The following is a 13,748-nucleotide window of genomic DNA, read 5'->3' on the forward strand; positions in this document are numbered from 1 at the left end:
CAACTCTGAACGACAACGCCAACTGGCCGACCGAGCCAAGCCTGGCCGACAAAGGAGACGACGCAATGCCCCGATACGACGAAAGCGCCCGCGATGCGCTCGCCGCCGCGTTCGAACGCGACGGCTTCGTCACGCTTCCTGAGCACTTTCCGCGCGCGACGCTCGAAGCATGGCGCACCGCGTTCGCCCCGCTCCTCGCGCCGCATCGAAGCGCGGGCGACGGAAATCGCGGCCCGGGGCGCTATTACGTGACATTGCCGTTCGAAGGCGAATTCGCCGACCCCTCCATCTTCTGCGACGACGACGTGCTCGGCATCGTCGAGCGCGTGGCGGGTCCAGACCCGGTGATGTGCCAGCTCGCCGCCGATACGCCTGTGCGCGGCTCCGCGTTCCAGGACTGGCATCGCGACACGCCGCCGCTTTTCGACCACTTCCCGGAGACGCCGTCGTTCCAGCTTGCGGTTAATTTTCCTCTCGTCGATGTGGACGAAGAGAACGGATCGCTCGAAACGACGCGCGGCACGCATCGCATCTCGCGTGAGGAAGCACTCGCGGGCCTGGCTGACGGCCGCTTTCCGCCCGAGCGCGTGCCGATGCGTCTCGGCGACGTGATGATTCGCGACGTGCGCGGCCTGCATCGCGGGACGCCGAATCTCACCGATACACCGCGTCCGATGGTCGTGATCGGCTATAGCCGCGCGTGGTATTTCCGGCCGGAAGTCCACATCGACGTGCCGCGCCGCGTGTTCGCCACTCTGCCTGCTCGCGCGCGACGACTTCTGCGTTACAACCCGCAAGTCGATGAAACACCGTACATCTTCGACGAAAACTACCGGAACTTCGCATATTGAGCGCCGCAGTCAACGCGCCACTAATCCCCGACGGCCGCGCGCTCATCGAACTGCGGCACGGCGCGCGCCGTGTGCTGATCGCGCCGGACGTGGGCGGCGCGATCGCCGCATTCTTCGACGAAACCGACTCGGGCCCGCTCCACTGGCTGCGCCCCGCGACGCGCGAAGCGCTTGCGGCGCGCGATCCGCTCGGGATGGCGAGTTTTCCGCTGCTGCCATACTGCAACCGCATCCGCGACGCGCGTTTCGTGTTCGACGGCCGCGCGATCGATCTCTCGGGCGACGGCAACGCCTTCGATCACGCGCTGCACGGGCACGCGTGGCGGCGGCCGTGGCGTGTGGTTTCATCGACGGAGACGGCGGTCGAGTTGCATTTCAGCCATGAGCCCTCGGCCGACCCCGCGCACCACTGGCCGTTTAGCTACGAAGCGGCGCAGCGCATAGCGCTCACCGCCGGCGCGCTGACCGTGACGATGGCGGCGCGCAACCTGTCCGACCGGCCGATGCCGTTCGGCATGGGCCATCACCCGTACTACCCTCGCACGTCCGCGACGCGCATCCACGCGCGCGTCGCCGCGATGTGGCACGCGACGCCCGACCTGCTGCCGACGCATCTCGCCACGCATCCGAGCGTCGACCGGCTGGCGTCGCCGGAAGGCATGCCGGCCGACGCCTTCGATCTCGACAACAATTACGCCGGCTGGTCGCGCAGCGCGACGATCGCGTGGCCCGACGAGGCGCGTGCGGTCACATTGCGCGCCGAGGCGCCGTTCGACCACATGGTGTTGTACGCGCCAGCAAGCGAGCCGTCGCTGTTGTGCGTCGAGCCGGTGAGCAATACCGTCGACTGGATCAATCTCGATGCCGCGCGTGATGTTACGGGCGGTTGCGTGCTGGCGCCGGGGGAATCGGTGAGCGCGTCGTTTGCTTGGGTGCCGTCGCGCTAAGTCGCGCGAGGCGCCGCAGGTCGCGGTGATAGCGAAAAAACATCGCGCCCCGGCGGCGCTTCGCAGATCCACGTGCCGTCGCTGCTGCGTTACGTTGCCGTGTTCACGCGCCGCCGAGCTCATCGACGACCACGTCGAGCAAAGCGCGCAGCCGCGCGAGGCGCCGCAAATCGCGGTGATAGCCAAGGAAGACATCGCGCCCCGGCGGCGCTTCGCCCAGTTCGACGCGCCGCAGTTCCGGCGCCGCGTCGCCGAGCGGGCAAGGCAGCACCGCGAAACCGATGCCCTCTGCGCACATCCGCGCCTGCGCCTCGCGGTTGTTGCTCGTGAACGCGATGCGCGCTTGCGGCAGCATCCGCTTCACCCATGCGACGTCCGGCAGCGCGCCGAACGCGCTGTCCATGCTGATGAGCGCGTGGCCGTCGCCGCTGCCCGCTGTCGGCGGTACGAGGTCGAGGTGTCCGTAGAGCGCGTAATCCATGTGCATGAGCTTGCGCTGGATGACATCGGGCTCGTCGAACGGCGTGATGCGAAAGACGAGATCCGCCTCGCGCCGCGCAAGGTTGTAGCGCCGAGAATCGGTCACGAGTTCGATCGCGACGCCGCGCTGACGCGCCAGAAAGCGCGCAAAAACCGGCGTAAGCACATGCACGCCGAACCAGTCGGAAGACGACACCCGCAGCAAGCCCGTCAGTTGCTCCTCGCTGCCCGCGAGCGAGCGCGAAAACCCGAGCGCTTCTTCCTCCATCCGCTCCGCGTAGCCGAGCACGGCAGTGCCTTCGTCGGTCAGGACGAAGCCGTCGGCCGTACGCTGGAAAAGCGTCTGTCCGACGGCTTCTTCCAGCGCGCGCAGGCGCCGGCCCATCGTCGGCTGCGTCTGGCCGACGAGTTTCGCCGCCCCGCCAAGCGTGCCCGCCCGCGCGATCGCGAGGAAGATGCGGACGTCGCTCCATTCGATTATCTGACCATTCATTTTCGTTTGGATGTCGTGCGAATTCGTCGATTTACGTGCGTTATAGCATGGGTAATTATGGGCGCATCGCAACGTTTTTGAGAACCGATCATGTCTATGCAAGCCCTCGTCCTCCACCGTTACAACGGCCCGCTCGAACTCACCGAACTTTCGAGGCCCGAACCCGGCGCGGGGCAAGTCCTCGTGCGCATCGCGGCGAGCGGCCTCAATCCGCTCGATACCAAGATCCGCGCCGGTGGCGCCGCCCATGCCAAACATCCGCTGCCGCTCGTGCCCGGTATCGACATGGCGGGTGTCGTTGAAGCGGTCGGCGCGGGCGTCACCGCGTTCCGTCCCGGCGACGAGGTGTACGGCATGACGGGTGGCGTCGGCGGGATTCAGGGGTCGCTTGCGCAATACGCGGCCGTCGACGCCGCGCTGCTCGCCACAAAGCCCACGAATCTCTCGATGCGCGAGGCCGCCGCGCTGCCGCTCGCGTTCGTCACCGCGTACTCGGGGATTGTCGATCGCGCCCGCGTGCAGGCCGGGCATAGCGTGCTCGTGCAGGGCGGCGCGGGCGGCGTGGGGTACGTCGCCGTTCAACTGGCGCGCTCGCTGGGAGCGGCGGTCTCGGCAACGGTGAGTGCGCGGGATATCGAGATCGTCGAGCGGCTGGGCGTCGCGGCGATCGATTATCGTGCGCAGACCGTCGAGCAGTATTCGGGGGCGGGGTTCGATGTCGTCGTGGATACGGTCGGCGGCGCGACGCTCGATGCGTCGTTCGCGGCGGTGAAACATTTCGGGCACGTGGTGAGCGCGCTCGGATGGGGCACGCATGCGCTCGCGCCGCTGTCGTTTCGCGAGGCGACTTACTCGGGCGTGTTCACGCTGTATCCGCTGTTGAGCGGCGAGGGGCGCGCGCATCTCGGCGAGATGCTGGGCGTCGCGACGCGGCTCGCGGAGGCGGGGCAACTGGTGCCGCGGCTGGATTCGCGGCGGTTCGAGCTGGCGTCGGCAGGGCTCGCGTTCGACGCGGTCACGGATGGGACGGCGCGGGGAAAGATCGTGGTCGATGTGGTGTAACGGAGCAATTCGGCGTCGCGAAAAGGCCATGCTGAACGTCTCGAAATCCGCACTGCCGAATCGGAAAGCACGGCGTTACGGGCGCGATGGCTTGCACTGGCGCCGGCACTGGGCAGTTCTGCGTGTCGAAATGCGAAGCTGAACGCCTCGAAATCCTGAAAAGCGGCAAGGCGTTGCGAGCGCGGCGGGCACGTCCTGCATCGCGACTGGATGACACCCCAGCCGCGCCCCAAAGCCCGACTCCGCTATCTCAGCATCCCAAACACCCCCACCCCGTTCCTTGTCCCGACATACACCTTGCCGTTCGCGATCGTCGGCGTGATGAACTTGTTGCCCTGCCCGAACTGGTCGCGCGATCCCGACTGATTGCTGTTGTAAAGCTCCGTCGCGAGATTCGCCGCGTCGTAGGCGTGCAGCACCGCGATCGTCCCGTTTTCCACCGCCCACACGACGCCGTTCGCGTTGCCGTTCGCCGAGATGCTCGGCGTCGTGCCGGGCGAGCCGAAGGTCGTCGGCGTGCGGCTGACGGGCGCCGCCGACAGCCGCGCGTTCGCGACGCTGAACGCCTTCAGCGAATCGCCGATCGACCCGATGTACACCGTCCCGTTGAAATACGCCGGCATCCCGAATTCCGGACCTGTGATCTGCCCGCGAATCTCCTGATAGATATGGTCGGCGTTCGAATCGAATTTGCCCATCGAATCGCGGTTCACCACGTAGATGATCGAGTTCTTGCCCGCGCCGAGCGCGAGATGCTGGGTCACGCCGTTCGCATCGGTGAGATCGGGCAGGACGAGCGCGCCGCCAGAACCCAGGTCCTCGTCAGCGTTCGACTGCTCGATCGTGTTCGACGCCTGGAAATAGTCGGTGACCGTCATCGATGGCGACGGGCCGAGCTTCAAAAAGCCGTTGCCGTAGTCGCCGAGCGCGGGGTGTTCGGCAGCGTTGAGAGTCGGATCGAAGGTGCCGTTGGCGTCGAGGAAATAGATCGACGTCCCGTCCGACGCCATCCCCGCGCCGCTCATCCAGATCGCGCCGCCCGAGCCGTTCGGCGTGAGGTTGAGCACGCTCGTCTGGGCGAGTGTGTCGGCGCTGTAGGCGATCACCCAGCCCGTGTACGGCTGGATGTCGCAATGCGACGTCCAGCCGGTGTAGATCACGCCGCCCAGCAGCAGCAGCGACTGGCGTTCGGCGTACTGGCCCGGATCGAAGATCACGCGGCCGTTCACGCTGTTCGCGCCGTTGCCCGGATACGACGCCGTGATCTCCGTCGGGCCGCCGAAAAGCTCCGCGCCGGTCGTGAGGTCGAGCGCGTGGATACGCTGGTGGTAGGCGTTCGCGCCGTCCTTCGACATCCCGACGACGTAGATCGCGCCATTCGGCCCCCGCGACCGGTCGATGACGGGCGTCGCGGTGATGCCGATCTGCGGCGTGATTTGCGGGCAGCCGTGGTTGTCACTGGTCGTTTCGCCTGCGCGGAGCGTCGATTTGCGCCAGAGGACAGTGCCGGTGTCGGCGTCGAGGGCGTAGACGCTCGCGTTTTCGGTGGCGACGTAGAGCACGTTGTGCGTGCCGTTCGCGATTTTCAGGGCGGCAAGGTAGAGCGGTTGGGCATCGACGGGGCCATCGACGCTGAAAACCGCGAGCTTGCCGAACGATGCGGCATTGACCGTCGCGGGCGCGAGTACCGTTTCGTTCAGATGCTGGCCCGTGCGGGCGATGTCGTTGTGGTACGTGGCGACGTCGGCTGCGTTGGCGACCGGCGTGCCGCCCGAGCCGCCGCTTGTGCCGCCGCTTGTGCCGCCGTTCGTGCCGCCGCTTGTGCCGCCGTTCGTGCCACCGCTTGTGCCGCTGCCCGAACCCGTGCCCGTGCCCGTACCTGTGCCGCTGCCGGCCCCCGTCCCGCCGCCCGAAGCCGGACTAGCCTCCGATGCCGCGCCGGAACCGCTTGCCGGACTGGCGCCGCCGTTCGTCGTCGATGCGGGCGTGGAACTGCTGCCGCCGCTGCAACCGGCGAGTGCGACCGCGGACGCGAACAGCAACGCGCAGAAATGCCCCCAAAAACGGCCCGGGCAAAGCAAGCGGCTCATGAGCATTCCCCTTCCGACAGGCAAAAGCGTTCATCCCGATTATCGTCCGCTACGTCGAAACTGGCCGGACATGGCCGGTTTCGGACGTTTTTTTGGCGGATTCCACGGAAAACGCGGCGGATTGCTGCGAGTACCAACTCGACGCGCGCCAAGTCGGTTGACGAAATAAACAGCCGACGAGGCGAGCAGGACCGACGCGCCATCGCGATGCCGTTTAGCCAGCAAACCCCGTACCGGCACCGCTTCGAATGCAGTCGTAGAATCGTCACTCGGAATCCCCTTAACACCCAGTGAGACCCGCCGATGAATGCCAACGCCTCCGAAGATTCCACTAGCCGAGCCGAGATCTGGCTGATCCGCCATGGCGAGACCGAATGGAGCCTGTCGCGCCAGCACACCGGCCGCACCGACATACCGCTCACCGAGCACGGCCGCGCGCAGGCGCAAATGCTCGCGCCGATCCTCGCCCAGGAACATTTCGATCGCGTGCTGACAAGCCCGATGTCGCGCGCGATCGAAACGTGCCGCCTCGCCGGCCTGGGCGATCACGCGGAAGTCGAGCGGGAGTTGCGCGAGTGGGACTACGGCATCTACGAAGGCCGCACGACGCCGGAGATCCGCGAAAACGCGCCGGGCTGGTCGATATGGGAGTCGCCGATTCCCGAAGGCGAGAGTATCGGTGAGATCGAAGCGCGGGCGCGGGCGTTAGTGCAGCATCTAGCCGCGTCGCCGGGACGGATCGCAATTTTTTCGCACGCGCACTTCCTGCGCGTGTTCGCGGGCTGCTGGATCGGCGATTCGGCGGCGCTCGGCGCGCATCTCCTGCTCGATACGGCGACGATCAGCATCCTCGGTTTCGAACGCGAAATCCGCGCGATCCGGCAGTGGAACGTGCGCCATCCCGATATCAAATAGGAGCGCGTCGGCGCCGCCATCCGAAGCGTTTCCGGCGCCGCCTTCCCTCACGGCAACGCGCAACCAATCACATATCCCGCCTCGTCCCAAGCGACCCGTGCCCGCCCGCGACGACCACCACGTATTGCTTGCCGCTCGCATTGGCGTAGCTCATCGGCGTGGCCTAGCCGCCGGCCGGCAGGCGCGCCTGCCAGAGCTTTTTGCCGTCGCGCACGTCGAACGCGCGCACGACGCCCGAAGGCTCGTTCGACGATTCGTTGTCGGAGACGTGGCCGCTCAGGATCACGAGGCCGCGCGTGACGGCGGGCGGCGAGGTCGAGTAGTAGCCACCGGGGGTGAACGGACCGATGTTCGCGCGCAGGTCGATTTCGCCGTTCTTGCCGAAACCGGGGCAAGGGGTTCGATGTGTTCTGCTGGGGTGCGGGCAGCAATCCCCATACCAAAGGGGTTTCGCTGACGCCTTGGGGGTGGCGGTCTCTACCGTTTGAAGCGGTGCTTGCTTGTTTTTTGCGGCGACGCGAGCGATTGGGCGCGGTTACGCCAGGGCGGAGCCGGAAGGAAGTGGACTGGGAAAATTGCGGTATGGCAAAACCAAACACTGGTTTTCAGTTTTGCCTTCCCAACGGGTAGGAAGCGCGAGTACGGCTGATCCCGGGGAGGGGCAATTCCATAGACCGATAAGGTTCAGAGAAGCCCAACGAGCGCATTACATCAAACGCTATAGACGCCGCCCCGTCCGTGCGCCAGCGGCCGCGCATTGTCGAGCCCTTGCTTCAAATCCCACCGCTCCGAAAACCTGGGGGCACTCAGCCAGTGAATGAACTCATCCTGCCAATTCCCCCAGGCGTTTTCGTCGAAATCGAATTCCTCGTCGATGCGGCCGCCGTCTCGCAAATACGCCCCCACGAGACACTTGCCGTTCCAGTAGGCGACAGCCACGTCGGTCAAATCGGCGGTCGTGCCGGCTGGCAAGTCGCGCAGGAACATCGCAAGCTGTGCCCGGAAGGACGCGAATTCACAGGAGGCCATCGACAACTCCGCTTTGTCTGGTACAAGTCAGTGAAGAATGCACCGGGCCAGAAAGTCCGTCAATTTCCCGTCGTGTCGCGCGGCACATTCGCTCAGGGCCCGCACGACCCCGTTCGGACTCCGCTACCCATACCCCTAGCCGAATGCACCTTTATTAAGATCTTTCTCGAATTCCGACGTCCATTTCGTGCCATGCCCCGTTCGATACGCCTTTTGCTTCAGCGTCGACTTGCGCACGATCGTGAGGTGCCCCTGCAACGGATAGACATCGTCGACGATGTCCATGTTGACCGTTTCCTCCAGCAGGAAATCGTCTTCGCTCAGCTGGTGGCGACTCAGGATGACCAGGAAATCCGCTTTTTCGTCCTGCGCGATTACAGACATTTGAACCTCCGCGTTCTTCCGCATTCGACGATTTCAAGTTAGCACATGCATCGCCGCCCTGCCGAGGATGCCGCGCGACGCGGTTAAGATGAGCCCGGGTCGATCATCGGACGAAGGTCATGACACGCAGATTTGCAGCGTTATCGCTAAACATTCTTCTTGCGACGGCCGCGACCGCCGCCTCGGCCGACGACACCGCGTGCGGCACGCTCGAAGGTGCCGACGCCGGGAGCGGCGCGTTTTCGTTGAACGAAGGGGAAGCGGTCGATCTGATCAGCGCGGGCAAGCGGGTGCGCGGCACGTTGCACGTGTATCGCGACGACGCGGTGTTTCGCATCTACTGGCAGCCGGACGGCAGCCCGGAAAACTACGTGCTGGCGAACGCCGGCACGGACAGCATCCGGCTCATCGCGACGCCGCCGCGCGGATCGCCCGTCGCCGAAGGCCCGGGGATGATGCCCAAGCAGCAAGTGCTGTCGTGTCCGAGCCTGTGACGACTCAAGGTTTCACCGCCGGCACGTTGCCAGCGGCGGAGCGTCCCGGAGAGGGCGCGGGCGGCGGCGTGGCCGCACTCGAGCCGCCGCGCACGACAGCCTGGTCGTCTGCGGCGGCTTTCGGGTTCTTCGCCTGTTCCGACTGCTTCGTCAGCGCTTGCGTCTGAAGCAGCTTCTTCGTGCGGTCGTTGAGTTCCGCGTGGGCCGTCGCCGACGCGCAGCACGCGCCGATCAGGCAAAGCGTCAGGATTCTGTTCATCGACGTCTCCTTGCGGGCGCCGGACGACACCCTGTTACTTGTTGGCGGCGAGCACCTTGCCGAACGCTTGCACCACCGGCCCGACGTTCGTCTCGTTCAACCCCGCGACGCACATCCGCCCCGAGCGCAGGATGTACACGCCGAACTCCTCGCGAAGCCGGTCGACCTGCGCCGCCGACAGCCCCGTGTACGTGAACATGCCGCGCTGCTTCACATAACGCGCCAGCGCTTCGCCGCGCACGTGATCGCGCAGGCCGTCGTGGATCGCGACACGCATCCGCGCGATGCGCTGGCACATCGCCGCAAGCTCGCTTTCCCACGATGCCTTCAGCACCGGCGTGTTCAGCACGCGGGTGACGATCTTCGCGCCGTGCGTCGGCGGATTGCTGTAGTTCGAGCGCACCGAGCCGGTCAACTGGCCGAGCACGCGATCCGCCGCGCCCGCGTCCTCGCAAATCACGTGCAGGCCGCCGCAGCGCTCGCCGTAGAGCGAAAAGTTCTTCGAGAACGAATTCGCGACAAACGCCGTCACGCCGCGCCGCCCCAGTTCGCGCACGGCGAAGGCATCGTCGTCGAGGCCGGCGCCGAAACCCTGATACGCCATGTCCACGAAGGGCAGCAAGTCGCGCGCCTGAAGCACGCCGATCAGCCGCTCCCACTGCGCGCGGTCGAGATCGACGCCCGTCGGGTTGTGGCAGCACGCGTGCAACAGGACGATGCTCTTTGCAGGCAGCGCGTCGATTGCGGCGAGCATCGCGTCGAATTTCAGGCCGCCGGTCGTTTCGTCGTAGTACGGGTACGTGTTCACCTCGAAACCCGCACGCTCGAAGATGAACCGATGGTTTTCCCACGTCGGATCGCTGACCCAAACCTGCGACTGCGGGAAATAGCGCTTGATGAAGTCAGCGCCGACTTTCAGCGCGCCCGAGCCGCCGAGCGTCTGCACCGTCGCGATGCGGCCGTCTGCGCGCGCCGGATTCTCGCCGAACACGAGCGCCTGTACGGCGTCGCGATAATGCGCGAAACCTGCCATCGGCAGATAAGGCTTCGGGCCCGGCTCATTCAGGATCGCCGCCTCGGCTTCGTGGACGGCGCGCATCACGGGCAGACGCCCCTCGTCATCGAAATAGATGCCGATGCTCAGATTGACCTTGTTGCTGCGCGGGTCCTTCTGGAAGTCTTCGTTCAGGCTGAGGATCGGGTCGCCGGGATATGCATCGATATGTTCGAACATGATGTTTGCTTGTCGGTCGGAGCGGGAAAGCGGACGTCGTACCGACGGCCGCCGGGAAAGGCGCCAGATATGGCGCCCGGCTCAATCATCGATTATCGGCCACGAAAGGCTTGCGCGCCGTGACGCCGGCCGTCGCGCCCGAAACAGCACCATCGCGCGAACGGAAGCGGTAGCTGATCGCGAGCACCAGCAGCCACACCGGAATCAGATACACGGAAAGCTGCAGGCCCGGCGTGATGTACATGATGACCAGAATGCCCGCCAGGAACGCGAGACACAGGTAGTTCGTGAACGGATAGCCCAGACTGCGGAACGTCGTCGTCTGGCCGGCCTTGCGTTTGTCGCTGCGAAACTTCAGGTGAATGATGCTGATCATCGCCCAGTTGATGATGAGCGCCGATACCACGAGCCCCATCAGCAGTTCGAACGCCTTGCCCGGCATGAAGTAGTTGATCAGCACGCAGGCGCCCGTCGCGAACGCCGAGACGCCAAGCGCCGCGAGCGGAATGCCGCGCCGGTTGACCTTCAGGAGCGCGCGCGGCGCGTTGCCCTGCTTGGCGAGGCCGTAGAGCATGCGGCTGTTGCAATAGACACCGCTGTTGTACACGGAAAGCGCGGCCGTCAGCACGACGGCGTTGAGGACGTGCGCGACGACGTTGCTGTTCATCGCGTGGAAGATCAGCACGAACGGGCTGCCGCCGGTCGCGACCTTTTCCCACGGATACAGCGACAGCAGCACGCCGAGCGCGCCCACGTAGAAAATCAGGATCCGGTAGATCACCTGGTTGGTCGCGCGGGGGATGCTTTTCGAGGGATCGTCGGCTTCGGCCGCCGTGATGCCGACGAGCTCCAGCCCGCCGAACGAGAACATGATGACGGCCATCGCCATGACGAGGCCGCTCATGCCGTTCGGGAAGAACCCGCCGCGCTGCCACAGGTTCGTGACGCTGGCTTCGGGACCGGCCGTGCCGGAGAACAGCAGATAGCCGCCGAACCCGATCATGCCGACGATCGCCAGCACCTTGACGATCGCGAACCAGAATTCCATCTCGCCGAAGGACTTGACGCTCGTCAGGTTGATCGCGTTGATGAGCCCAAAGAAGACGAGCGCGGAGACCCACGTCGGCACGCCGGGCCACCAGTACTGGACGTAGATCCCCACCGCCGACAGCTCCGCCATGCTCACGAGGATGTACAGCACCCAGTAGTTCCAGCCGGACATGAAGCCCGCGAAGTGCCCACAATACTTGTTGGCGAAGTGGCTGAACGAGCCGGCGACGGGCTCGTCGACGACCATCTCGCCCAGTTGCCGCATGATCAGGAACGCGATGGCGCCCGCGATCGCGTAGCCGAGCAGCACCGACGGACCCGCCATCTTGATCGTCTGCGCGATGCCGAGGAAAAGCCCCGTGCCGATCGCGCCGCCGAGCGCGATCAACTGGATATGGCGGTTCTTGAGCCCGCGCTTGAGCTCCTCGCCGCCGGCGTTGCCTCCGTAGCCTTCTTTGTCTGAAACCATCTGTGCTTGTCTCCGTTTATCGATTTTGTGCGGGCGCGAATTCGGGTGGATTTCGCGCCGCGCGCCGCCCGGCGTTCGTGGCGCCGGGTTTCGCATACCGGTTGCGTCGCTATCGGCTCGCGTGCAATTAAATTTCCGCGTCAACGTTTGCCGCGCGTGTCGCCGCGCGCTTCCGAAGCGGGCGATTTTAGCTTATGCGCCTCTCTTGCAGCGGCACCCAGTGTATATTTGAGATGGCAAAATAGGATTTCATAAGGCACGCTGGCAAACCCTGACTGATGCACCGAAAACGCCATCTTCCCCGCTAAAAGGAAATAAAAGTGCATAACGTGACGCTCGACCGTATCGACATGCGTCTGCTCGGCGCGCTGCAGGAAAACGGCCGGATGTCGAACCTCGAACTCGCGCTGGCGATCAAGCTTTCGCCCGCGCAGACCTTGCGGCGACATCGGCGGCTGGAGGAAATCGGGGTGATCCGGCGCTATGAGACGCGGCTCGACGCCGAGAGCCTCGGTTTCGGCGTCGTGGCGTTCATCCAGGTGACGATGGAGCGCGGGCATATCCGCGACCTGATGAAGTTCAAGGAGTTCGTCGCGAAGCTCGCGCAGATCCAGGAGTGCTTCTCCGTCACCGGCGATATCGATTACGTGCTGAAAGTGGTTGCGCGCGATCTGAAAGCGCTGTCGGAATTCCTGCTCGACACGCTCATGCAAATCCCCGGAGTGAGCCGCGTCCAGTCGATCGTTTGTCTCGACGAACTGAAAGGCACGAGCGCGATGCCGCTCGAAACCTGACCAGTTCCTTCCCCGGAAACACCGCAAGACCATTGACGATGAATTGAGGCGAAAAACCCGCGCTGTTCCAACGATTGGATTCGAGGTCGAGAACCCACACTTGACTCATCCACTCAACGAGGACGCCGACATGTCGCACAGCATCGAACACATCGCCGAGATCGAACCGCGCAGCGCAACCGCCCTGAAACAGGCGTCCGTTTTCGACCTCCCCGCGACCGAAGCCGAACTCATGCTCGCGCTCGACAAGGCGTCGGCGAACATCATGCGTCTTGCCGGCAACCTCGGCTGGACCGCGACGGGGAGCGCCGCCAGCGCCCGCGAAGACGAGCTGGCACTCAAGGAACAACGCGCACTGGCGCGCAAGCTGATCGAGCGGCTGCTGACGCTGCCGTCCGCGCCCGTGCGTCACTAATCGACCGCAACACATTTCACTCGCGCATCGAAAAGCGCACTTGCCACGTTTCGGGGAAAAGCAATGAACTGGATGATCGTTCTGGGAATCTGGATGGCGGTCGCGTTTTGCGTCGTATTGTTCGTCCGTGGCGCTCAAGTGCGCGATCCGGGCTTCGAGCGCCGCGCCGATGCGGACGACCGCGAAGCCTTCGCGCTCGGCCGGGGCCGCACGCTCAGCCTGGATTGAGACAGGCTATTAAGAAGCCGCGTCGAGCGACGCGGCCTTCTGCTTCAAATTTCTAAATCACATAGCGGAAAGCGCGGCGCGCAGGCCGAGCAGATAGCTTTCCACGCCGAATCCGCAAATCTGTCCTTTCACGATCTCCGCAAACACCGACTTGTGGCGAAACTCCTCGCGCGCGTGGATGTTCGACATATGGATCTCGACGATCGGCACGGTCAGAATCGCGAGCGCATCGCGGATGCCGTAGCTGTAGTGCGTCCACGCGCCCGCGTTGATCAGCACGGCGGCTGCGTTGTCGGCATAGGCCTTGTGGATGCGATCGCACATGTCGCCTTCGCTGTTCGTCTGATAGCTCTCCACTTCCACGCCCAGTTCCTTGCCGAGCGCCTGCAGCTTGGAATCGATTTCGTCTAGCGTGACCGTGCCGTACTGCTTCGGGTCGCGCTTGCCGAACATGTTGTGGTTGATGCCATGAAGCATCACGATCTTTTTCATGATTGTTCCTTCGATTGAACGGATGGGACGGTTGATTGACTCGGGCGCAAAGCCGCGGCGGA

At 64.6% G+C, this 13,748-nt stretch carries 16 protein-coding genes and 1 pseudogene; 8 read left to right on the forward strand and 9 right to left on the reverse strand.

The features are described 5' to 3' along the window. The first annotated feature begins 65 nt into the window (after window positions 1-65). Complete coding sequence (locus AWB67_RS12860; RefSeq protein ID WP_087656629.1) at window positions 66-851, forward strand: phytanoyl-CoA dioxygenase family protein; 786 nt, start codon at window positions 66-68, stop codon at window positions 849-851. After that, window positions 848-1,798, forward strand: a complete 951-nt coding sequence (locus tag AWB67_RS12865; RefSeq protein WP_235025131.1) for an aldose 1-epimerase — start codon at window positions 848-850, stop codon at window positions 1,796-1,798. Before AWB67_RS12860 ends, AWB67_RS12865 begins: the two co-directional genes overlap by 4 nt. Window positions 1,799-1,901: 103 nt before the next feature. Here the strand turns inward: AWB67_RS12865 and AWB67_RS12870 are convergent, their stop codons facing one another. After that, on the reverse strand, window positions 1,902-2,771 hold the full coding sequence (locus AWB67_RS12870) for a LysR family transcriptional regulator (protein WP_087656631.1): 870 nt from the start codon (window positions 2,769-2,771) through the stop codon (window positions 1,902-1,904). Between the two features lie 90 nt (window positions 2,772-2,861). Here AWB67_RS12870 and AWB67_RS12875 point away from each other — a divergent pair, with 90 nt between their 5' ends. Further along, a complete protein-coding gene (locus AWB67_RS12875; RefSeq protein WP_087656632.1) occupies window positions 2,862-3,833 on the forward strand; it encodes a zinc-dependent alcohol dehydrogenase family protein in 972 nt (323 codons plus the stop codon). Between the two features lie 245 nt (window positions 3,834-4,078). Here the strand turns inward: AWB67_RS12875 and AWB67_RS12880 are convergent, their stop codons facing one another. Beyond that, the gene (locus tag AWB67_RS12880; protein WP_374729816.1) at window positions 4,079-5,929 is read right to left on the reverse strand and encodes an outer membrane protein assembly factor BamB family protein; all 1,851 of its coding nucleotides are present in this window, start codon (window positions 5,927-5,929) and stop codon (window positions 4,079-4,081) included. A gap of 297 nt (window positions 5,930-6,226) precedes the next feature. Here AWB67_RS12880 and AWB67_RS12885 point away from each other — a divergent pair, with 297 nt between their 5' ends. Further along, the gene (locus AWB67_RS12885) at window positions 6,227-6,838 is read left to right on the forward strand and encodes a histidine phosphatase family protein (RefSeq protein WP_087656633.1); all 612 of its coding nucleotides are present in this window, start codon (window positions 6,227-6,229) and stop codon (window positions 6,836-6,838) included. 190 nt (window positions 6,839-7,028) lie between these two features. On the opposite strand, the pseudogene AWB67_RS41820 reads toward AWB67_RS12885, so the two are convergent. From AWB67_RS41820 to AWB67_RS12900, 3 genes and pseudogenes are all read right to left on the reverse strand, one after another. After that, window positions 7,029-7,235, reverse strand: a pseudogene (locus AWB67_RS41820) (hypothetical protein); the annotation flags it as partial. 314 nt (window positions 7,236-7,549) lie between these two features. Further along, window positions 7,550-7,867, reverse strand: coding sequence for a hypothetical protein (locus AWB67_RS12895; RefSeq protein ID WP_087656634.1), 318 nt, complete (start codon window positions 7,865-7,867; stop codon window positions 7,550-7,552). A 135-nt stretch (window positions 7,868-8,002) separates the two neighbouring features. After that, on the reverse strand, window positions 8,003-8,251 hold the full coding sequence (locus tag AWB67_RS12900; protein WP_087656635.1) for a hypothetical protein: 249 nt from the start codon (window positions 8,249-8,251) through the stop codon (window positions 8,003-8,005). Between the two features lie 119 nt (window positions 8,252-8,370). On the opposite strand from AWB67_RS12900, the gene AWB67_RS12905 reads away from it, so the two are divergent. Beyond that, window positions 8,371-8,745, forward strand: a complete 375-nt coding sequence (locus AWB67_RS12905) for a hypothetical protein (protein ID WP_087656636.1) — start codon at window positions 8,371-8,373, stop codon at window positions 8,743-8,745. Window positions 8,746-8,749: 4 nt separating this feature from the next. Here the strand turns inward: AWB67_RS12905 and AWB67_RS12910 are convergent, their stop codons facing one another. From AWB67_RS12910 to AWB67_RS12920, 3 genes are all read right to left on the reverse strand, one after another. Next, the gene (locus tag AWB67_RS12910; protein ID WP_087656637.1) at window positions 8,750-9,004 is read right to left on the reverse strand and encodes a hypothetical protein; all 255 of its coding nucleotides are present in this window, start codon (window positions 9,002-9,004) and stop codon (window positions 8,750-8,752) included. A 34-nt stretch (window positions 9,005-9,038) separates the two neighbouring features. Beyond that, entirely contained in the window at window positions 9,039-10,238 is a 1,200-nt protein-coding gene (locus AWB67_RS12915; RefSeq protein ID WP_087656638.1) for an amino acid aminotransferase, read from the reverse strand. An 85-nt stretch (window positions 10,239-10,323) separates the two neighbouring features. Continuing rightward, complete coding sequence (locus AWB67_RS12920) at window positions 10,324-11,757, reverse strand: amino acid permease (RefSeq protein WP_087656639.1); 1,434 nt, start codon at window positions 11,755-11,757, stop codon at window positions 10,324-10,326. Window positions 11,758-12,077: 320 nt separating this feature from the next. Between AWB67_RS12920 and AWB67_RS12925 the strand changes: the two genes are divergently transcribed. From AWB67_RS12925 to AWB67_RS41430, 3 genes are all read left to right on the forward strand, one after another. Beyond that, the gene (locus AWB67_RS12925) at window positions 12,078-12,551 is read left to right on the forward strand and encodes an Lrp/AsnC family transcriptional regulator (RefSeq protein WP_087656640.1); all 474 of its coding nucleotides are present in this window, start codon (window positions 12,078-12,080) and stop codon (window positions 12,549-12,551) included. Between the two features lie 100 nt (window positions 12,552-12,651). After that, a complete protein-coding gene (locus AWB67_RS12930) occupies window positions 12,652-12,966 on the forward strand; it encodes a hypothetical protein (protein ID WP_125477591.1) in 315 nt (104 codons plus the stop codon). A gap of 63 nt (window positions 12,967-13,029) precedes the next feature. Next, window positions 13,030-13,194 carry a hypothetical protein gene (locus AWB67_RS41430; protein ID WP_200822220.1) on the forward strand — a complete coding sequence of 55 codons (165 nt, stop codon included), beginning with the start codon at window positions 13,030-13,032 and terminating at the stop codon, window positions 13,192-13,194. 57 nt (window positions 13,195-13,251) lie between these two features. Here AWB67_RS41430 and aroQ read toward each other — a convergent pair whose 3' ends face one another. Continuing rightward, the gene (aroQ, locus tag AWB67_RS12935; RefSeq protein WP_087656642.1) at window positions 13,252-13,686 is read right to left on the reverse strand and encodes a type II 3-dehydroquinate dehydratase; all 435 of its coding nucleotides are present in this window, start codon (window positions 13,684-13,686) and stop codon (window positions 13,252-13,254) included. Between the last annotated feature and the right edge of the window lie 62 nt (window positions 13,687-13,748).

Origin of the sequence: Caballeronia terrestris, assembly GCF_001544515.1 — a bacterium.
Taxonomy (GTDB): Bacteria; Pseudomonadota; Gammaproteobacteria; order Burkholderiales; family Burkholderiaceae; genus Caballeronia; species Caballeronia terrestris.